Annotated in this window: 17 protein-coding genes and 1 riboswitch; of the genes, 8 read left to right on the top strand and 9 right to left on the bottom strand. The window is 66.7% G+C overall.

The window, feature by feature from the left end; translation table 11 throughout:
• Positions 1–25 precede the first annotated feature (25 nt).
• The 4 genes from V7Q53_RS10460 to ectA form a co-directional block, all read right to left on the bottom strand.
• Positions 26–1,453, bottom strand: a complete 1,428-nt coding sequence (locus V7Q53_RS10460; protein WP_333828484.1) for an aspartate kinase — start codon at positions 1,451–1,453, stop codon at positions 26–28.
• Between the two features lie 42 nt (positions 1,454–1,495).
• On the bottom strand, positions 1,496–1,882 hold the full coding sequence (locus tag V7Q53_RS10455) for an ectoine synthase (RefSeq protein ID WP_333828483.1): 387 nt from the start codon (positions 1,880–1,882) through the stop codon (positions 1,496–1,498).
• Positions 1,883–1,888: 6 nt separating this feature from the next.
• Positions 1,889–3,169 (bottom strand): diaminobutyrate--2-oxoglutarate transaminase, encoded by a 1,281-nt coding sequence (gene ectB, locus V7Q53_RS10450; RefSeq protein ID WP_333828482.1) that lies wholly within the window; start codon positions 3,167–3,169, stop codon positions 1,889–1,891.
• Positions 3,170–3,246: 77 nt separating this feature from the next.
• On the bottom strand, positions 3,247–3,789 hold the full coding sequence (ectA, locus tag V7Q53_RS10445) for a diaminobutyrate acetyltransferase (RefSeq protein ID WP_333828481.1): 543 nt from the start codon (positions 3,787–3,789) through the stop codon (positions 3,247–3,249).
• 272 nt (positions 3,790–4,061) lie between these two features.
• Here ectA and V7Q53_RS10440 point away from each other — a divergent pair, with 272 nt between their 5' ends.
• Positions 4,062–4,541 carry a MarR family winged helix-turn-helix transcriptional regulator gene (locus V7Q53_RS10440; RefSeq protein WP_333828480.1) on the top strand — a complete coding sequence of 160 codons (480 nt, stop codon included), beginning with the start codon at positions 4,062–4,064 and terminating at the stop codon, positions 4,539–4,541.
• Between the two features lie 15 nt (positions 4,542–4,556).
• On the opposite strand, the gene V7Q53_RS10435 is transcribed toward V7Q53_RS10440, so the two are convergent.
• The 3 genes from V7Q53_RS10435 to V7Q53_RS10425 are packed head-to-tail and all read right to left on the bottom strand — an operon-like array spanning position 4,557 to position 8,454.
• Complete coding sequence (locus V7Q53_RS10435; protein WP_333828479.1) at positions 4,557–5,612, bottom strand: ABC transporter ATP-binding protein; 1,056 nt, start codon at positions 5,610–5,612, stop codon at positions 4,557–4,559.
• Complete coding sequence (locus tag V7Q53_RS10430; protein WP_333828478.1) at positions 5,600–7,321, bottom strand: ABC transporter permease; 1,722 nt, start codon at positions 7,319–7,321, stop codon at positions 5,600–5,602. The genes V7Q53_RS10435 and V7Q53_RS10430 overlap by 13 nt, the downstream gene beginning before the upstream one ends.
• Positions 7,321–8,454 carry an ABC transporter substrate-binding protein gene (locus V7Q53_RS10425; RefSeq protein ID WP_333828477.1) on the bottom strand — a complete coding sequence of 378 codons (1,134 nt, stop codon included), beginning with the start codon at positions 8,452–8,454 and terminating at the stop codon, positions 7,321–7,323. Before V7Q53_RS10425 ends, V7Q53_RS10430 begins: the two co-directional genes overlap by 1 nt.
• Positions 8,455–8,511: 57 nt before the next feature.
• On the opposite strand from V7Q53_RS10425, the gene V7Q53_RS10420 reads away from it, so the two are divergent.
• Both V7Q53_RS10420 and V7Q53_RS10415 read left to right on the top strand, forming a co-directional pair.
• Positions 8,512–9,312 (top strand): UDP-2,3-diacylglucosamine diphosphatase, encoded by an 801-nt coding sequence (locus V7Q53_RS10420; RefSeq protein WP_333828476.1) that lies wholly within the window; start codon positions 8,512–8,514, stop codon positions 9,310–9,312.
• Positions 9,309–10,457 (top strand): glycosyltransferase, encoded by a 1,149-nt coding sequence (locus V7Q53_RS10415; protein ID WP_333828475.1) that lies wholly within the window; start codon positions 9,309–9,311, stop codon positions 10,455–10,457. The genes V7Q53_RS10420 and V7Q53_RS10415 overlap by 4 nt, the downstream gene beginning before the upstream one ends.
• 3 nt (positions 10,458–10,460) lie before the next feature.
• Here V7Q53_RS10415 and V7Q53_RS10410 read toward each other — a convergent pair whose 3' ends face one another.
• Positions 10,461–11,918, bottom strand: coding sequence for a cobyric acid synthase (locus tag V7Q53_RS10410; RefSeq protein WP_333828474.1), 1,458 nt, complete (start codon positions 11,916–11,918; stop codon positions 10,461–10,463).
• 34 nt (positions 11,919–11,952) lie between these two features.
• Positions 11,953–12,576 (bottom strand): cob(I)yrinic acid a,c-diamide adenosyltransferase, encoded by a 624-nt coding sequence (gene cobO, locus V7Q53_RS10405; protein WP_333828495.1) that lies wholly within the window; start codon positions 12,574–12,576, stop codon positions 11,953–11,955.
• A 77-nt stretch (positions 12,577–12,653) separates the two neighbouring features.
• Positions 12,654–12,891, top strand: a riboswitch (cobalamin riboswitch).
• 92 nt (positions 12,892–12,983) lie between these two features.
• On the opposite strand from cobO, the gene V7Q53_RS10400 reads away from it, so the two are divergent.
• Genes V7Q53_RS10400 through V7Q53_RS10380 form a run of 5 tightly spaced genes read left to right on the top strand, consistent with a single transcriptional unit; the run spans position 12,984 to position 19,441 of the window.
• Entirely contained in the window at positions 12,984–13,349 is a 366-nt protein-coding gene (locus tag V7Q53_RS10400) for a DUF1636 domain-containing protein (protein WP_333828473.1), read from the top strand.
• Positions 13,342–14,391 carry a cobalamin biosynthesis protein CobW gene (gene cobW / locus V7Q53_RS10395; protein ID WP_333828472.1) on the top strand — a complete coding sequence of 350 codons (1,050 nt, stop codon included), beginning with the start codon at positions 13,342–13,344 and terminating at the stop codon, positions 14,389–14,391. Before V7Q53_RS10400 ends, cobW begins: the two co-directional genes overlap by 8 nt.
• A gap of 6 nt (positions 14,392–14,397) precedes the next feature.
• Complete coding sequence (cobN, locus tag V7Q53_RS10390; RefSeq protein ID WP_333828471.1) at positions 14,398–17,661, top strand: cobaltochelatase subunit CobN; 3,264 nt, start codon at positions 14,398–14,400, stop codon at positions 17,659–17,661.
• Positions 17,658–18,812 (top strand): precorrin-3B synthase, encoded by a 1,155-nt coding sequence (gene cobG / locus V7Q53_RS10385; protein WP_333828470.1) that lies wholly within the window; start codon positions 17,658–17,660, stop codon positions 18,810–18,812. Before cobN ends, cobG begins: the two co-directional genes overlap by 4 nt.
• Positions 18,812–19,441, top strand: coding sequence for a precorrin-8X methylmutase (locus V7Q53_RS10380; protein WP_333828469.1), 630 nt, complete (start codon positions 18,812–18,814; stop codon positions 19,439–19,441). The genes cobG and V7Q53_RS10380 overlap by 1 nt, the downstream gene beginning before the upstream one ends.
• The last annotated feature ends 1 nt before the right edge of the window (position 19,442 follow it).

The following is a 19,442-nucleotide window of genomic DNA, read 5'->3' as shown; positions in this document are numbered from 1 at the left end:
CAGTATGTTAACGTGAGCCGCCCGGTCAGGCAGCCGCGCGCGATGCCATGTCTTCGGCAGCGGGAACAAGCGCGTCATGGAGCAGCCTGATGGCCGTCTCCATCTTGTCGCGCGGAACAAGGAACTGCACATCGACCCGGCGCAGCCCCTGCTGTGCGGCCAGCGCCCGGACGTCGCCTTGCTCCAGCGCCGAAAGGCCGCGCGCCAGAACCGAAAGGTCGCTCAGGTCTGAGCCGATGACCGACACCATCGCCAGCGCCCGCGCCGTGATTTCGGCATTGGGATAGGTGCGCAGCACCTCCTGCTCGGCACGGCGGATGGCCTTGAGCGAGCCGGAAAGGTAATGCGTGATGGTATTGGCGTTTGAATGCTTGGAGACGATCCACAGGTTATGGCGGGTCAGCGCCTCAAGGATGCAGCGGTCATAACCCTTGACGCCCACCATGTCAGGCTCATGCACGGTGAAGGCATGCACGGCCAGCCCGGTGACCATTTCCACCCGGCCCGGCGCACCGCCCTCGGGGCCGATAAGGGTGCCGGCATCGTCAGGCTCGAACGCATGTTTGACACGCAGCGGCACATCGGCGCGGCGCAGCACGCGGGCGGCGTTGGGGTGGATTGCCTCCATCCCCATGTTCGACAGCTGATCCGCCACATCATAGCTGGTGCGACCGATCTTGACGGTGTTTTCAAGGCCCACAAGCTTGGGGTCGGCGGAAGAGAGGTGAAATTCCTTGTGGATGATCGCCTCCCGCGCGCCGGTCCGGGCGGCGAGATGGGCAAAGACCACTTCTGAGTAGCCGCGGTCATACTCGCGCATCAGCCCCTCGGCGCAATGGGCATAGCCGGTGACGACGGGCAGCTCAGTGCTCAGGTCCACACCCGAAAGCGCCTGATCCAGGCGCTCGCTCAGCGTGGGGTTCGCCTCATCGCGCCAGCCCGACAGATCGACGAAGCGGGCGTTCAGCCCATGGCGGCGCAGCAGCAGGGCGGTCACGAAAGCCGAATGCGCCTCGCCCATGCCCGAGAGCAGCTCGCGCAGCGTGTGCATCTGCTGGTCGATGCGGAAATGGCCGTAGGAGCCAAGGCGCTGAAGGTCCAGCAGGCAGGCGCGCGTACCCTCGATGCGGTCGCGCACAAAGGCATCGGCGCGCTCCCGGTCGGCGCCGTCATCCAGAATCTCGCCATGGATGTCGCACATCGCGCGGGCGGTGGCCTTGAGCGCCTCCAGCCAGCCCGCGCCGCTGTCATCGCTGGCGAACTGGGCATAAACGCCGGGTTTGCCGGTTTTCTTGTGTTCCAGCAGCATGTTGGTGATGCCGCCAAAGGCCGACACAACAAAGATGCGGCCGTAGCAGGCGGCGGGTTTGCGCTTGCCGATGTAAAGCGTGTCCAGCAATTCGCGCGAGCGGCTCATGCAGGTGCCGCCGATTTTCTCGACTGTATGGGTCATCAGGGGTCAGGGCAGGTGGCTTTTCACCCCTGCCCGCCTTTTTCAGGAAGTTTCCAGCGCGTAAGAGCCATCAGCCTGATGCACTTCTTTCCCCGTCACAGGCGGGTTGAAGCAGCAGGCAAAGACCATCTCGGTCTTGCAGCGCAGGATGTGTTTGTCATGCAGGTTCAGCGCATACATCACGCCGGGGCGCAGTTCATGCACCTCGCCGGTGGCAAGGTCTTCGATGCTGCCCTCGCCCGAGATGCAGTAAACGCTTTCAAAGTGGTTCTTGTAGTGAAACTGATGTTCGCTACCCGCTTCGATCGTGGTGATGTGAAAGGAAAAGCCCATCCCGTCATCGGCCAGCAGCATGCGCACCGATTCCCACTTCTTGTCAGCGACGCGGCGATTGGTGTTCTTTTCCTGATGAAAATCCCGGATGATCATGCTTGCTTACTCCGCTGCAATTTGCTGCCGGGCGCACTGCGTCTGCACGGCGGCTTTCAGAATATCGAGGCCCGCTTCAAGCTGGGCCTGCGGGATGGTCAGAGGGGCCAGCACCTTGACCACCTCATCATGCGAGCCTGAGGTCTCGATGATCAGGCCGTTGTCAAAGCAGGTGGCGCAGATCGCCGCCGCCAGTTCGCCCGATCCCACATCAATGCCCTGCATCATGCCGCGCCCCTTGAGCGTTGCACCCGGAACAAGCGCCGCGATGGCCTGCAGGCGCTCGGACAGGGCCGCCGCCTTGGCCTCGGTCTGGCGCTGGAAGGTGTCATCCGACCAGAACTTTTCCAGCGCCACGCGGGCGGTGACGAAAGCGTGGTTGTTGCCCCGGAAGGTGCCGTTGTGTTCAGCCGGTTTCCAGACATCCAGATCAGGGCGGATCAGCAGCGCGGCCATCGGCAGACCCATGCCCGAAAGCGATTTCGCCAGCGGGATCAGGTCAGGCTTGATGCCCATGCCCTCAAAGCTGAAGAACGGGCCGGTGCGGCCGATGCCTGCCTGAATGTCATCCATGATGATCAGCGCGCCATGTTCGCGCGCAATCGTCTGCAGACCCTTCAGGAACGCGGCCGAGGCGGCATTCAGCCCGCCCTCACCCTGAACCGGCTCAATCAGGAACGCCGCCGGGGCATCAAACCCGCTGGAGGGGTTTTCAAGCATGGCGCGGATCATCGCCAGCGAATCCACCCCCTCAACCGCGCCCTCATAGGGCAGGCGCATCACGCCGGACAGCGCCATGCCCGCACCGGCGCGCTTGCCGGCGTTGCCGGTGGCCGCCAGCGCCCCCATGGTCATGCCATGAAAGCCGTTGGTGAAGGCGATGATGTTTTCACGCCCGGTTGTCTTGCGCGCCAGCTTCATCGCGGCTTCAACGGCGTTGGTGCCGGTGGGGCCGGTGAACATGACTTTGTAGTCCATCCCGCGCGGCTTCAGGATCAGCTTCTCAAAGCTTTCCAGAAAGGCGGTCTTGGCGGTGGTGTGCATGTCCAGCCCGTGAGTGACGCCGTCAGCGCTGATATGTTCGATCAGCGCCGCTTTCATATCGGCATCATTATGGCCGTAGTTGAGCGACGAGCAGCCAGCGAGGAAGTCAATGTATTCACGCCCGTCGCTGTCGGTCAGCGTGGCGTTGCGGGCGGCAGTGAAGGTCACGGGGAACGCGCGGCAATAGCTGCGCGCGTTCGACTCGCGACGGGTATAGATATCGGTTGCGGAACCGGTGTTCATGGCTTTTGGCCTTTCGGTTTTCAGAGAGTCAGGGGTGACGCACGCCTGTTTTGGGGCCCGTTTGGGGGCGCCCGGAATCAGGCGGCGGCGCGCAGGCGCCTGCGCGGCAGTTCGATCGTCACCAGATGCTCGGTCGCATGGAGGCCATCCAGATGCGCGTCACGCTCGAAATGCGGGGCATCCGAAATGTCACCCCCCATATCGCGCGCGAAGCTCTGGAACAGGCCCCAGGAGGCGGCGTTGCTGCGGGTGATCGTGGTTTCCAGCTTGCGCGTATCGGTGCAGGCGGGGCGCGCAAGAAGCGCTTTCAGCATCCGTTTGCCCAGCCCAAGGCCGCGCGCATCTTCATGCACGGCAACCTGCCAGATGAAGAGGGTGTCCGGCGTATCCGGCTTGATATGGCCCGAGATCCAGCCCAGCACACGCCCGCCACGCTCTGCCAGAATGCACGTATCGGCGAAATGGTCGCACTGGAGCAGGTTCATGTACATCGAATTCTGATCAAGCGGCGGGCATTGCGCGATCAGGTTCCAGACCTCGGATCCGTCATCCTTGATGGGCTGGCGCAGGGCCAGCAGGTCACGGGAATTAGTGAATACGGTCGGGTTTTCTTTGGTCATAACTTCATTCTGTGGCTGCCAACGGATGTGATGAGAATATAGGCGCTTCTGATTGTTTTGCAACACTAAGCAATTTTCCGTGAGGGTTGACAGCTTTATTAATATAAATCAGTTATTTACGTTGTATGTCTTACGGGGTGCGCCCTAGTTATCTTCTAAATTCATTCGGTTTCATAAATTTATCTCTATCGAAGCGTAAACCGCCGATGACTTGCCTTTGCGCGCGGCGCGGGGCAATCTGGCGGCCCCGCCATCCCAGTATGCAGGTTCCCTTGCTTGACCGCTCCTCCGAGACTCTGATCGCGCTGCGCCGCATCATGCATGCGCTGGATGAAAACGCGCGGGCCATGGCGCGGGCTTCGGGCCTGACGCAGGCGCAATTGCTGGTGCTGCATGCGCTGGCCAAGAACGGGCAGGAGATGCCGCGCGACATTGCGCGCCTGCTGGGGGTTGGGCAGGCGACGATCACCATCCAGATCGACAAGCTGGAGGCGCGCGGGCTGGTGCGGCGTGAGCGCCGGCAGGCCGACCGCCGCGCCATCTGGGTTATCCTGACCGACGAGGGCCGCGCCCTGCTCGATCAGACGCCCGATTTTCTGCAAGAGCGGTTCGCCGGGCGCTTCCGCGATCTGGAACCGTGGGAGCAGGCGATGCTGCTGGCGGTGACAGAGCGGCTTTCAAGCCTGTTTGACGCCGAAGACATCGCCCCCTTCCCGCCAGAGGGGGTGGCGGGCAAAGCGCCTGTCGGCTGACCTGCGCACCGGCACTTACACGGCGGCGGCTTCCGGGGGCAGAACCCAGCCATCGCTGACCGCCATGCGCAGGTCGCTGCCCTCCGGCGCGCTGTCCACCTCACAGTGCAGATGGAGCTCCGGCGCGGCGTCGGGGCTGACGGTCAGTTGATAGCGGTCACCAAGCTGGCGGCAGTCGATGACCTGTGCCGCGAAACCCTCAGCGCCCGGCGCGATGTCACGCCGCCGCAGGCAGGCGAACGCCGCACCGCGGGCAAGGCCTGTGGGTGCGCGCAGGCTGACCTCATGGCCGAACAGGCGCGCGCGGGCGCGCGGCCCGGCCCCGGTCAGTTCTACCGGCACAATCTGACCCCGGCCCAGAAACCGCGCCACGGTGGCATCCGCCGGTTCGCGCCAAAGCTGTTGCGGCGCGCCGATCTGCAGCAGCTTCCCGGCTGACATCACCGCGATGCGGTCCGCCAGCGCCATCGCCTCGGCCTGATCATGGGTGACATAGACAATGCTGACGCCGGTCGCGCGGTGCAGGCGGCGGAACTCTTCCACCATGGCTTCGCGCAGATGGGCATCAAGGTTCGCCAGCGGCTCATCCAGCAGCAGCAGGCGCGGCTTCATGGCCAGACAGCGGGCAAGCGCAACCCGCTGGCGCTGCCCGCCTGACAGGTTCTGCACGCGGCGACCCTCAAACCCGGACAGGCCGACCGTTGCCAATGCCTCGGCCACGCGGGTGTTGCGCTGGGCGGTGGGCATCCGACGCACCTTCAGCCCGTAGCCGACATTTCCCGCCACATCCATATGCGGCCAGAGCGCGTAAGACTGGAACACCATGCCGATTTCGCGGTCTTCGGGGTCAAGGTGCAGGCCGGGGCCCGAGACAACGCGCTCTTCCAGCCGGATTTGCCCCACTGTTGCCCGCTCAAACCCCGCGATCAGCCGCAGCAGCGAAGACTTGCCGCAGCCCGAGGGGCCGACCAGCGCCAGAAACTCCCCCTCAGCCAGCGACAGGTCGATCTTTTGCAGAATGCGCGAGGAACCGGCGGCAAAGCCGACGCCCTCAAGGGTCAGGGCTGCCATGGCAACACTCCTTCAGGCAGGCGGCGCGCCAGCAATGAGACCAGACCGGCAAGGCCCAGGACCACGGCCAGAACCCAGACCGAGACCGCGGCCGCCATGGTGGTGCGTCCCTCGTCATAGAGCGAGAAGATGACCACCCCCAGCGTTTCATTCCCGCGTGACCACAGCAGGGCGGAAACCGTCAGCTCGGAAAACGCGCCAAGAAAAACAAGGATCGCACCGGCACCGACCGCAGGCGCGATCATCGGCAGGACGATGGTGAACAAGCGCCGCATCCCGCGCGCACCGGCGTTGCGCGCAGCCTCTTCCAGCGCGGGGTCAAGCTGGGTCAGGGCGGCAACGACCGGGCGCAGCGCCAGCGCGAAGAACCGCGCGAGATAGGCCAGCAGCAAGATCCAGAGGGTGTTGTAAAGGCTGATCCCCAGCACCGGCAGCGGCTGAAGGAAAGCGAGGATAAACGCAATCGACAGCACGATACCGGGCAGCACATAGGGCGCATCGGCGGCAAAGTTGAGCGCGCGGGCAAGGCGTGAACCCCGCGCCATCAGCCACGCCAGCGGGACGGCGGCAGCCATCGTCAGCGTGGCTGCCAGCAGCGCCAGCGTCAGGCTGTTGGCGAATGCGCGCCGCGTCACGCCAAGGTCGGTGATCACATGGCTCAGGTTCGCCAGTGTCACTGTGTCCGCCGTCAGCCGCACACCGACCGAAGGTACCAGCGCCGCCGCGACAAGCGCGGTCAGGGGCAGGATGGCGATGGCGGTCATCAGCGCCCAGACCGCAAGGCTGACAGGCCCCCGCGCGCGCCCCAGCGCAAAGCCGCGATGCCCGCCCGCCGTGCGGTCTGTCGCGACCGCGAAACGGCGCAGCGCCAGCGTTTGCAGCGCGATCCCCATGGCGGCGAGACCGGCAAGGATCAGCGCCAGCGCCGCCACATCGGGAAGGGCAGACGGGCCGAAGCCCGAAAGGCGCTGATAGATCAGCGTCGACAGCACCGGGAAGCGCCCGGGAATGCCCAGAAGCGCGGGCACGCCGAAATTGCCGATGGCCGACACAAAGGCCAGCGCCGCCCCGGCGGCCAGCGGCGGCCACATCAGCGGTAGCACCACACGCCACACGGCGCCCAACGGGCGCGAACCGGCGGCGCGGGCGGCGTCGATCAGGTCGCCCGGCAGCGCGCGCAGGCCCGCGCGCAGGGCCAGAAACACCATCGGCGCGTGTTCAATCCCCATGACCAGAATAACCCCCTCGCGCCCCAGAAGCGGGTTGCGGGCGGGGCGCAGAGCCTCCAGCCCCGGCAGCGTCCAGAGCGGGCTTTGCGGGCCGATCAGCGACATCCAGGCCAGCGCCGAAACCTGCGGCGGTATCAGCAGCGGGAGGATCAGCAGGAACACCAGCGCCACCCGCCCGCGCAGATCGCTCAGGCTGATCAGCAGCGCCATTCCCCCGCCCAGCACCACCGACAGCAGCGTTGCCCAGAGCGCGGCATCCAGCGTGTTCAGCGTGGCGACGCGCGCGGCCCGGCTGGCCCAGACCTGACCGACAAGGCCGATCCCCCCGGCCAGCCCGCCCTCGAACACCAGCGCCAGCAGGCGCAGCAGCGGCCAGAGGCACAGGCCCAGCACATAGAAACCGAGGGCCGCCAGCAGGAGGCCCTCGGGGGTGAACTGCGGTCTCAGGCCCGCGAAAACGCGCGACACGGCTGCGGGCATCAGCCGCCGAACAGATCGGCGAAGCGCTGCTTGATCTCTTCCGACTGCTCAAGCAGCAGCGCGGCATCGGCCTGGATGATCTCGATCGCCACATCGGGGAAGGTGGCGGGCCGGTCGATTCCGTCGCGCAGCGGCAGGTAACCCTGCTCGACATGGAAGCGCTGGCCCTCTTCGGAAAGCTGCCAGTTGACGAAGGCCTGCGCCGCCTCGACATTGCTAGCGCTGGACAGGATCGCCACCGGCTCGGTCACCGCCGTCACGCCCTCATCGGGGAAGACAAAGGCGATGGGCGAGCCGTCGGCGGCCGCGTTGAGCGGCATGTAGTCGATGATGACACCATAATCGGCCTCACCACTGGCAACCGCCGACAGCACGCCACCATTGCCGCGCCCGGCGATGGCACCATTGGCGGCCAGCGTTTCATAATATTCCCAGCCGAAGCCAGCGGTGTTCGCCACCGTCCCCACATGGATCATCGCCGCGCCGGAATAGAGCGGGCTTGCCATGGTCAGGCGGCTGGCGATGGCGGGATCGGTCAGCGCGGCCCAGCTGGTGACAGGCTCGGGCACGTTTTCGGTGTTATAGGCAAAGCCGGTGGTGATCAGCTTGGTTGAGAAATAGTAACCATCGGCATCATGCAGCGTGGGGTCGGTATCGGTGGTGTCGGCTTCCGGGAAGGCCAGCAGCCGGTCTTCGGCTTTCAGGCCCTCCATCACCACGGTATCGGCGATCAGCAGCACGTCCGGCATGGGGTTTCCGGCGGCGAACTCGGCCTCAAGGCGGTTCATCACCTCGGTCGTGCCCGAGCGGAAGTATTCAACCGCAACATCGGGGTAGCTTTCGTTGAACCGCGCGACAAGCTGGTCCATCTGGTCGGTCGGCGTGGACGTATATATTACCAGCGGGCCGGACTGGGCGAAGGCGCCCGTGGCAAGGGTTCCGGCGACAAAGGCGGCAAGAGTGGTCCTGAAGGTGGTGCGCACAGGCATCTCCCGGTGTTGAATGTTCATATCCGCGCCTTCGTAGCCGGGCTGTGTCACAGTCAGATGACACTGGCGCAGGTGCGGCGGCCCGGGCACCACCGGCACCAGCGCGGAACTGGCACCGACACCGAAATAATACAAATCCGTCATCAAGATGTTGTGCCTGCCATGTCACGCAGTGGCGTCCTTAGGTGAGGCCCGCTGCCCATGCCCTTTGACCGCTTTTGCTCTGAGCCACCGGCGCCCGGCAGGACGCTGTTTCTGTCAGACCTGCATCTGGGCGCGCTGGGTTCGCGCAGTGACCTTGTGCTGGATTTCCTGCAACGCCACCCGGCACGCACCTATGTTCTGGTCGGCGATGTGCTTGACCTGTGGCAACCGCTGTTGCCGCATTGGACGCCTGCGGATCAAGCCGTGATCGACCACCTGAACCAGCGCTGGAAAAGCGGCGCGCGGCTGGTCTATGTGCGCGGCAACCATGACCCTGACCCGGCCTGCGCGCCGGACCATGCCCGCCTTGCGGTAACGCCCGTGCCCTCATACCGGCACCGGGCGGGTGACGGGCGGCGCTATCTGGTGGTGCATGGCGACGAGGCCGACAGCCGCCTCATCCGTACCCATCTGATGACCCGTCTGGGCAGCCGCATTGACCACGCGCTACGCCGTCTTGACCAGCGTCTGCGCAGGATCGGGCGCAGCCACGATGCGCCGCGCAGCACGGTAGAATGGCTGATCAAGGCGGCCAATGGCATGGCCTATGCCGGGCGCTCGCATGAGCGGCGCATGGTCGAGATGGCGCGCGCCGAGGGGGTGGACGGGGTGATCTGCGGGCATTTCCATATCGCCGGGTTGCATGACCGCTTTGGCCTGACCTATGCCAATTGCGGCGACTGGGTGGACAGCATGACCGCGCTTGAAGACAGTGGCGACGGCGTGTTGCGGCTGCTGGGCGGTCGGCGCGTGGTGTCTGACCTTGTCGCGCAGCCGGACGGGGTTGCCCTTTCATGAGCACGTTTCTGCTGGCGCTGTCGGCGGTGCTGCTGGTCGCGCATCTGGCCAGTATTCTGCTGGCTTTGCCGCGCCGGGCAGAGCGCCGGAAACCGCCTGACCAAAATCAGGGCACCCATAACCACATCGGCCTCCCGCCCGTCACCCTTCTGCGCCCGGTCTGCGGCAGCGATCCGTTTGACGCGCTGACGCTGGGTGCCTCTTTCCGGCAGGATCATCCTGACTACCGGGTGATCTTCTGTGCCCCCAGCGCCGAGGATCCGGCCTGCGATCTGGTTCGCCGCTTGATGGCCGAGCATCCGCATGTCCCTGCCCGCCTGCTGACCGGCGAGGATGCCGGGCTGCGCAACCCCAAGCTGCGCAATGTCTGGAAAGGTTGGCACGCGGCTGCCGACGACTGGATCTGCATGACCGACAGCAACCTGCTGATCCCCGACAGCTACCTGTCCGACCTTTGCGCCGCATGGGGCCCCGCGACGGGGCTGGTTTCCGGCCCGCCCGCAGGGATATGGCCGGAGGGGGCTGGCGGGCATCTGGAATGCGCCTTTCTGAACGCCAATCAGGCGCGGCTGCAACTGGCCGTGGCCCGGCTGGGCAATGGCTTTGCGCAGGGCAAGACCCTGTTCTTCAACCGTCCGCTGACCGAGGCGGCAGGCGGGCTCAGGGCGCTTGACAGGTATCTGGCCGAAGATGTCGCTGCTACCCGCCTGATCCGGGGCATGGGCCGCAAGGTCACGCAGACCCCGGCGCTTTATGCCCAGCCGATCGGCCGGCGCAGCCTGCGGCAGGTCTGGGACCGGCAGGTCCGCTGGGCAAAGATCCGGCGTGAGGGTTTCTTGCCACTGTTCCTGCTGGAGCCGCTGAACGGCGCGCTGGCGGCGCTGGGCCTCTGGGCGGCGGGCATGTCCGGCGCGGGGCTGCCGGGCTGGTCGCTGCTGGCACTGGCGCTGGTCTGGTATGGGGCCGAGTTTGCCTTGCTTGGCCGTCGCGGCTGGTCTGCGACATGGCGCGATCTGGTGGCGCTGCCGCTGCGCGACCTGATGATGCCCGCTATCTGGATCGCGGCGCTGGGCCGCCGAAACTTTGTCTGGCGCGGCAATCCGGTGGCAGATGTGACGCCGGAAGAGCCGCCGCTGGCTGCCTGACGGCTAGCGCGCCAGTGCCAGCAGCCCCGGCACATCCAGATTCGCCTCGATATGACCGGCCAGCGCATCGAGCGTGGCATCAATCAGCGCGCCGTGCTGCAACCCTGAAGGCGCAATGCCCAGCCCCGCCAGAAACGCCGCGCGGAACCTGTCGGAGGCAAAAATGCCGTGCAGATAGGTGCCCGTCACCCGCCCGTCTGCCGATACCGCGCCCTCATCGCGGCCCTCAACACCGTCCTCAATGCGGGCAAAGGGCCGCGCGCCATCCGGCCCCGATGTCCGGCCCATGTGAATCTCGTATCCCGCAACCTCCTGCCCCGTGGCCTGATGCCGCGCCCGCACCCGCGCCAGCCGCTTTTCCGGCACCATGACCGTTGACACATCCAGCAGGCCCAGACCGGGCGTCTCCCCCGCCGGGCCCTCAACGCCGCCGGGGTCTGACACCACCTGCCCCAGCATCTGATACCCACCGCAAAAGCCCAGCACATGGCCGCCGCGCCGCAGATGCGCGGCAAGGTCGATATCCCAGCCCTGCGCGCGCAGGAACGCCAGATCGCCGCGCGTTGATTTTGACCCGGGCAGAATCACCAGCCGCGCGTTGCCCGGTATCGCCTCGCCGGGCCGCACCATGACCAGCTCCACGCCGGGTTCGGCCTGCAACGGGTCAAGATCATCGAAATTGGCGATGCGCGACAGGGCAAGGCAGGCCACCACCACCCCGCCCGAAGCGGCCCCGCGCCCCAGATCCAGCGCATCCTCGGCGGGCAGCAGGCGGGCGCGCTCAAACCACGGCAGAACGCCAAAACCGGGCCAGCCGGTGCGCGCTGCGATCATCTGGTAGCCATCGTCAAACAGGCGGGGGTCGCCGCGGAACTTGTTGATGACAAACCCCGCCACCATCGCCGCATCGCCCGCTTCCAGAACCGCCTGCGTGCCCACGATCTGCGCGATGACGCCGCCCCGGTCGATATCGCCCGCCAGCACCACCGGCACACCGGCGGCGCGGGCAAAGCCCATATTGGCAATGTCGCCGGGACGCAGGTTGATCTCGGCGGGGCTGCCCGCACCCTCGGTGATCACCAGATCATAGGTTGCGCGCAGTCGGGCATGGCTCTCCAGCACGGCGGCCAGAAGCGAGGGTTTGAGCGCGGCATAGTCGCGCGCCCTGAGCGTGGCAATGCGGTGGCCTTGCACCACAACCTGCGCCCCGGTTTCGCTTTCAGGCTTAAGCAGAACGGGGTTCATATCCGTCACAGGCTCCAGCCCGCAGGCCAGTGCCTGCAATGCCTGCGCGCGTCCGATCTCACCCCCATCAGCGGTGACGGCGGCGTTGTTCGACATGTTTTGTGGCTTGAAAGGCGCAACCGACAGCCCGCGCTGCCGCGCCGCCCGGCACAGACCGGCAACCAGCATCGACTTGCCCACGTTCGAGCCGCAGCCCTGAATCATCAGCGTGCCCACGGGCAGCCCCCTGCCGCGCGCGAAGGCCGCGTCATCAGAACTCCACCCCCGGCTGACCCTTCACGCCCGCGCGGAACGGATGCTTGACCAGCGTCATCTCGGTGACCAGATCGGCAGCACCGATCAGCGCCTCTTTCGCGTTGCGCCCGGTCAGGCAGACATGGGTCAGGGGCGGCTTTTCGGTTTGCAGGAAGCTCACCACCTCGTCGATATCCAGATAATCGTAGCGCAGCGCGATGTTGATCTCATCCAGCAGCACAAAGCGGATTTCCGGGTCGCGGATCAGCTCTTTGGCCTTTTCCCAGCCCTTGCGCGCCATGACGATGTCGCGCGCCTTGTCCTGCGTTTCCCAGGTGAAGCCCTCGCCCATGGCGTGGAACTGGCACAGCTCTGCGAAATGCCCTTCGATCAGGCGCCGCTCGCCGGTGTCCCACGCGCCCTTGATGAACTGCACCACTGCGCAGGGCATGCCATGGGCGATGCAGCGCAGAATCATCCCGAAACCGGAAGATGACTTGCCCTTGCCCGGCCCCGTGTGAACGATGATCAGGCCCTTTTCACCCTCTTTTCCCGCCATGATCTTGTCCCGCGCGGCTTTTTTCTTTGCCATTTTCGATGCGTGGCGGGCCAGATCCGCGTCGGTATCGGCGGCTGGCATTGTCGGCGAATTTTCGGTTGTGTCGGTCATGTTCCCGGTCCTTTTGCTTGACTCCGCTTGTTTATCTGGCAAGGGAGAGGCGTAACTTGAGCGCTGGTGCCTGTCGTAAGACAGGCCAAAAGGGAATGCGACAGGTTTTGCGACCCTATGGTCAAGGAACCCAAGCGCAGCCGCCCCCGCGACCGTGACCGGAAAGGTCCACCCAATGCCACTGGCCGCAAGGTTCGGGAAGGCGGGTGGAGCGCCGGAGCCCCGCCGAAAGGCAAAGCTCCGATATCCGCAAGCCGGGAGACCTGCCAGCACGCTGAACTGAAACGGGCGGACGGGGTGTTCCGCTACCTTCGGACATGGGTGCGCAGGCACCCGTCCCGTCGGCGCGTCATCCCTTTGCCGTGAAAGGGGATGAAATGGCGACTGTGCTTCATGTCTGCATGACCTGCCGGGCCGGGCAGCCCGTGCCCGAGGGGGAGGCCTGCCCGGGTGCGCGCCTCTTTGCCGCGCTGTCGGTGGCCGGTGCGCCCGAGGGTGTCACCATCAGGCCGGTTGAATGCCTGTCCGCCTGCGACCATGGCTGCGCCGTTGCCCTGACACGGCCAGACGGCTGGTCCTATGTCTACAGCCGCATGACGGAGGCCGACGCGCCCGAAATCCTGCGCGGCGCCGGTCTTTATGCCCAGAGCAATGATGGCATCGTGCCGTGGCGTGAGCGCCCGGTGATTTTCCGCAAGCAAAGCCTTGCCCGCATTCCCCCGATGGAGGCCCTGAATGTCTGATCTCACCAAAACCCCCGTGACCGTGATCACCGGCTTTCTGGGCGCGGGCAAAACCACGCTGATCCGGCATCTGATGGCCAATCCGCAGGGCAGGCGGCTGGCGGTGCTGGTCAACGAGTTTGGCACGCTGGGCGTGGACGGCGATATCCTGAAATCCTGCGCTGACGAAAACTGCCCCGCCGAGAATATCGTCGAGCTGGCCAACGGCTGCATCTGCTGCACCGTCGCGGATGATTTCATTCCCACGATCGAGGCGCTGATGGCGCTGCCGCAGCGCCCGGACCATATCCTGATCGAAACCTCGGGCCTTGCCCTGCCAAAGCCGCTGCTCAAGGCCTTTGACTGGCCCGCGATCCGCTCAAGGATCACGGTTGACGGGGTGATCGCCCTTGCCGATGCCGAGGCCGTCGCTGCAGGCCGCTTTGCCCCCGACGTGGCCGCCGTGGATGCGCAGCGCGCGGCGGATGACAGCCTTGACCATGAAACCCCCTTGTCCGAAGTGTTCGAAGACCAGATCGCCTGCGCTGATATCGTTCTTCTGTCCAAGGCCGATCTGGCCGGTGAGGCGGGCCTTGCCACCGCGCGCGCCACAATCAGCGCTATCACCAGCACCCTGAACCGGGACAGCGCCCTGCCGGTTCTGCCAATGACCGAAGGCGTCATTGATCCGCGCGTGGTGCTGGGCCTGAACGCTGCGGCGGAGAACGATCTGGGCGCGCGCCCCAGCCATCATGACGGCCACGACGATCATGAGCATGATGATTTCGACTCGGTCGTGATCGACCTGCCCGAGGTGGCGGATATCGAGGCGCTTGTCGCCCGGGTTCAGCGCCTTGCCCGCGAGCAGAATATCCTGCGCGTGAAGGGTTATGTTGCGGTTTCCGGCAAGCCCATGCGCCTGCTGCTGCAAGCCGTGGGCGAGCGGGTGCGCCATCAGTTTGACCGGCCATGGGCCGGGATGCCGCGCGAGTCGCGTCTGGTGGTGATCGCCGGGCATGACGATATCGACGAGGCCGCGATCCGCGCCACTCTGACCGTCTGAGCACCCATGCACGTCGTTTTCCGCGAAACCCATGGGCTGGACGAAGCAGGCGCCCCCTTTGATCCGGGGCAGGACCCGGCTGATCTGGTGGTGCTGTCGTTTTCCGACAGCGACCTTGGCGCTTTCGCGGCGGGCTGGCACAGGGCGGCGCGCGCGCCCGGCACGCGCCTGCCGCCGCTCAGGTTGCAGAACATCGTGGCGCTGAAGCATCCGGTTTCCGTCGATACCTATGTGGAGCGCACTTTGTCAGGCGCGCGGGCCATCCTGATCCGGCTGATCGGCGGCGAGGCCTATTGGCCCTATGGGCTGGCCTCGGTGCAGGACATGGCCCGGCGGCGCGGCATCGCGCTTGCCGTGCTGCCCGCCGACGGGCGGCCTGATCCGGCGCTGGACGCGGCCTCAACCCTGCCGGTATCGACCCTGCGCCGCCTGCAGGACCTGTGCGATGCGGGCGGGGCCGTGGCGGCGCAGGCCGCGCTGGCGCAGCTTTGCCTTGCGGCGGGGCTCTATGCAGGCCCGGTTCCGGGCGACAAGCGCATGCCTGACATGGGCTTTTATGACCCTGAGCGCGGCGTCATTGCCGCCCCGCCAGACGGGGCGCTGGTGCTGGTGTCCTTCTACCGCTCATATCTGACGGCGGCAGATACCGGCCCGGTCGATGCGCTGATCGGGGCATTGCGGGCGGCGGGTTTTGCGGCCTGCGGCGTTTTCGCGCCCTCGCTCAAGGCGCCGGGCTTTTCCGGCTGGCTGCGGCCGTGGCTGGAGCAGGGGTCAGAGCGGCATCCGCCCGTCGCCATCATCAACGCAACCGCCTTTTCCGCGCGTGATGACAATGGAGCAACCCCGTTCGATGCAGCGGGCTGCCCGGTGTTTCAGGTTGCGCTGTCAACCGCGCGACGGCGGGACTGGGCATTGTCAGACCGGGGCCTTTCCCCTGCCGATCTGGCCATGCATGTTGTCCTGCCTGAGGTTGACGGGCGCCTTTTTGCCGGGCTCGTGTCGTTCAAATCCCCGGGTGAGCGGGACAGCGCGTTGCAGTTTTCCCGCTTCGCCCATCGCGCTGATGCCGGGCGGGTGGAGGCGGTGGTGCAGAAGGTTGCGCGCTGGCACCGGCTGGCGACAACGCCCGTGGCGCAGCGCAGGCTGGCGATTATCCTCTCCACCTATCCCGGGCGCGCCTATCAGATGGCGCATGCCGTGGGGATGGATGCGCTGGCCTCGACCGAGGCGCTGCTGAGCGACCTTGCCGAAGAAGGCTATTCCGTGCAGCCCGATGCGCCGCTGGCCCGCGCGCTGAGCGAAGCGTATCTGGAATGGCCGCTGACCGATTATCACGCGGCGCTGGAAACCCTGCCGCAGGCGCTGCGCGACGATCTGCGCGCCGTCTGGGGCGCCCCAGAGGATGACCCGGCCTGCCGCGATGGTGCCTTCCGCTTTGCCGCGCAGGAGCGGGGCGCGGTGCTGATCGCCCTGCAACCCGAGCGCGGCGATACGGCGCGGCGGGAGGATGAGTATCATGACCTGTCGCGCATTCCGCGCCATGCCTATGTCGCCTTTTACCTGTGGCTGCGTGCGCAGGCGGTGGATGCGCTGGTGCATATGGGCGCGCATGGCACGCTGGAATGGTTGCCGGGCAAGGCCGTGGCCCTGTCGGATACCTGCTGGCCTGAGGCGCTGACCGGGGCCATGCCGGTCATTTATCCGTTCATCGTCAATGACCCGGGTGAGGCGGCGCACGCCAAGCGGCGTATCGGGGCGGTCACGCTGGGCCATCTGCCCCCGCCGCTGGCCCTCAGCGTTCTGCCGGACGGGATGCACCGGCTTGAGCGGCTTCTGGACGAATACTCAACCGCTGACGGGCTTGACCCTGCGCGGCGTGACCGGCTGGTGGCCGATATCCGCGCCGAGGCACAGGCCTGCGGCGTGGAAGAGGATCTGGGCCTGCCGCAGGATGCCGGCATGGCCGAGGCCCTGACCCGCATTGACCGCTTTGTCTGCGACATCAAGGAAAGCCAGTATGGCATGGGGCTGCATGTCTATGGGCGCGGCGACTGTGGTGTTTCCGAGCGGGCGGGGCTGATGGCAGCGCTCGCCGGGCAGCGTGTGGCGCCCGGCCCCTCTGGCTCTCCCGCGCGGGGGCGGGCCGATGTGCTGCCCACGGGGCGCAACCTCTTCGCCGTTGACCCGCGCGCGGTGCCAAGTCAGTCGGCCCATGCGCAGGGGGTGAAACTGGCGGAAGAGCTGTTGCGCAAGCATCTGCAGGATCAGGGCGACTGGCCGCAGGGGCTGGTGGTTGATCTGTGGGGCTCTGCCACCATGCGCACGGCGGGCGAAGAATTCGCCATGGCGCTGCATCTGGCCGGGCTGGCGCCGGTCTGGGATGCGGGGTCAGGCCGGGTAAGCGGGGTGGAGGTAGTGCCGCTTGCCCTGCTGGGGCGGCCGCGGATTGACGTGACATTGCGGGTTTCCGGCCTGTTCAGAGACGTTTTTCCGGCGCTGGCCGCGCTTTTTGAGACGGGGGCCGCGGCGCTGGCAGAGCGCGGGGAAGCGGCTGAGGACAACCCCTATCACCACCGCGCGGCCCGGGTGTTTGGCCCGCGCCCGGGCCAGTATGGCCTTGGTATGGGTGTGGCGATGGAGGATTTCACCGCCGAAGCGCGCGCGGCAGCGGGGGAGGCGTGGATCGCGGCTTCCGGCTGGGCGATCGGTGCTGATGGCCTGTCGCGCGCTGACCGGGCGGGGCTTGAGGCGCGGTTGCGCGGGGCCGACAGCTTTGTGCATGCGCAGGATCTGCCGGAAAGCGACCTGCTTCTGGCTGCTGATTATGCGGCGCATGAGGCAGGCTTCGCGGCGGCGCTGGCGCGGCTCGGTGCGGCAAAGCCCGCGCTCTATCATCTGGATGCCACCCGGCCAGAGCGCCCGCGCGCCCGCACCCTGACCGAAGAGATCGCCCGCGTGGTGCGCGCCCGTGCTGCCAACCCGGCCTGGGCCGACGGGATGATGGCGCATGGCTTTCGCGGTGCCGCCGAGATTGCGGCGACGCTTGATCATCTGGCGGCCTTTGCCCATCTGGCCGGGGTGGTGCCCGCGCATCTGTTCGACCTGTATCATGACGCCACGCTGGGCCGGGAAGCGGTGGTCGCCTTCATGTCGCGCGAAAACCCCGCCGCATTGCACGCGCTGCACGACCTCTTCGCGCGGCTGCGCGATGCGGGCCTCTGGGTGACGCGGCGCAACGCCATCGCCGCAACGCTGGAGGCCCCGCAATGACGCCGCCCTTCACCGTGCAGGGCTGGTGCCCGGGTGCCCTGCGGCCCATGATGTCGGGCGACGGGCTGGTGGTGCGGGTGCGCCCGCCCGGCGGGCGGCTGACCGCCGCGCAGGCCTCCGGCCTTGCGGAAGCGGCGCAGGCCTTTGGCAACGGACTGATTGATCTGTCAGCGCGCGCCAGTCTTCAGTTGCGCGGCGTCGCGCCCGCGCAGCACCCCGCTCTGATCGCCCGTTTGCAGGCGCTGGGGCTGGTTGATGCCGATCCGCTGGCCGAGGCGCGCGGCGCTGTGCTGGTAACGCCTTTTGCCGATGCCCGCACCGATGCGCTGGCGATGGCTGTATCGGAGGCCCTGCTGCAAGCGCCTGATCTGCCCGCCAAGTTCGGTTTTGCCGTCGATACCGGCCCCGCCCCGCTGCTGCGCGATACGCCTGCTGACATACGGCTTGAACGCGATGTGGGGGGCGGCCTGATCCTGCGTTGTGACGGTGCCGCCAAGGGTGCCCCGGTTACGGCGGAGGGTGCGGGCGCCATGGCTGTCGCGCTGGCGCATTGGTTTGTCGCCGCCGGGGGTGTCAGCGCTGGCAGGGGCCGGATGGCCGCGCTGATCGCGCGCGGGGTGCTGCCCGGCGGCAGGCTTGCCGGGCAAGTGGCGCCCGCACCCGCCGCTGATCCGCCGGGGCCCGGGCTGGTGCCCGCCGCCTTTCGCGTGACCGGCGCGCTGGTGGGCTTTGCCTTCGGGCAGACCGGGGCCGCGACACTGGCTGCGCTCGCTGCCCATGGCGATATCCGGCTGACACCCTGGCGGATGCTTCTGCTGGAGGGGGTGACGACCCTTCCTGACCTGCCCGGCCTGATCCTGTCAACGGATGACCCTTTGCGCCGGGTTCAGGCCTGCACCGGGGCGCCGGGATGTGTGCAGGCGCTGCGGGCCGTGCGCCCCCTTGCGCGCCTTCTTGCCCCGCAGGTGCCCGAGGGGCGTGTGCTGCATGTCTCCGGCTGTGCCAAGGGCTGCGCCCATCCGTTGCCCGCCGATGTCACGCTGGTGGCGACGGCGGCGGGCTTTGATCTGATCACATCGGGCAGCGCGCAGGATGCCTCGCAACGCAGCCTCTCGCCTGATGCGGCGATGGACCTGAAAGGAATGTTCTGATGCCCCATACCTATGAGACCGATGGCGCGAAAATCTACCGGCAGTCCTTTGCCATCATCCGCGCTGAGGCCGATCTGGCGCGCTTCACCCCTGAGGAAGAGGGGGTCGCGGTGCGCATGATCCATGCCGCCGGGATGGTGGGGCTGGAGCATTACCTGCGCTTCACCCCCGGCATGGCGCGCGCCGCGCGGACCGCGCTTGAGGCGGGTGCGCCGGTCCTGTGCGATGCGCGCATGGTCAGCGAAGGGATCACCCGCGCGCGCCTGCCTGCCGGTAATGAGGTGATCTGCACGCTGCATGACCCCTCGGTGGCCGCCCTTGCCGCCGAGAGCGGCAACACCCGCTCTGCCGCCGCCGTTGCGCTGTGGCGGCCGCATCTGCAGGGCGCGGTGGTGGCCATCGGCAATGCGCCCACGGCGCTGTTCTACCTGCTCAACATGCTCGAAGACCCTGCCTGCCCGCGCCCTGCGGCGATCATCGGCTGCCCGGTGGGGTTTGTCGGCGCGGCCGAGTCAAAGGCGGCGCTGATCGCCGCGCCCCCCGCGCCTGCCCTTGTGGTGGAGGGGCGGCTGGGGGGCTCAGCCGTCACGGTGGCCGCAGTCAATGCTCTGGCCAGCCGGAAGGAATGAG

It is taken from the genome of Pararhodobacter sp. (genome assembly GCF_036802785.1).
Taxonomy (GTDB): domain Bacteria; phylum Pseudomonadota; class Alphaproteobacteria; order Rhodobacterales; family Rhodobacteraceae; genus Pararhodobacter.
Note: the sequence above shows the minus strand (reverse complement) of the source record. Positions and strands in the feature narration are given on the sequence as shown.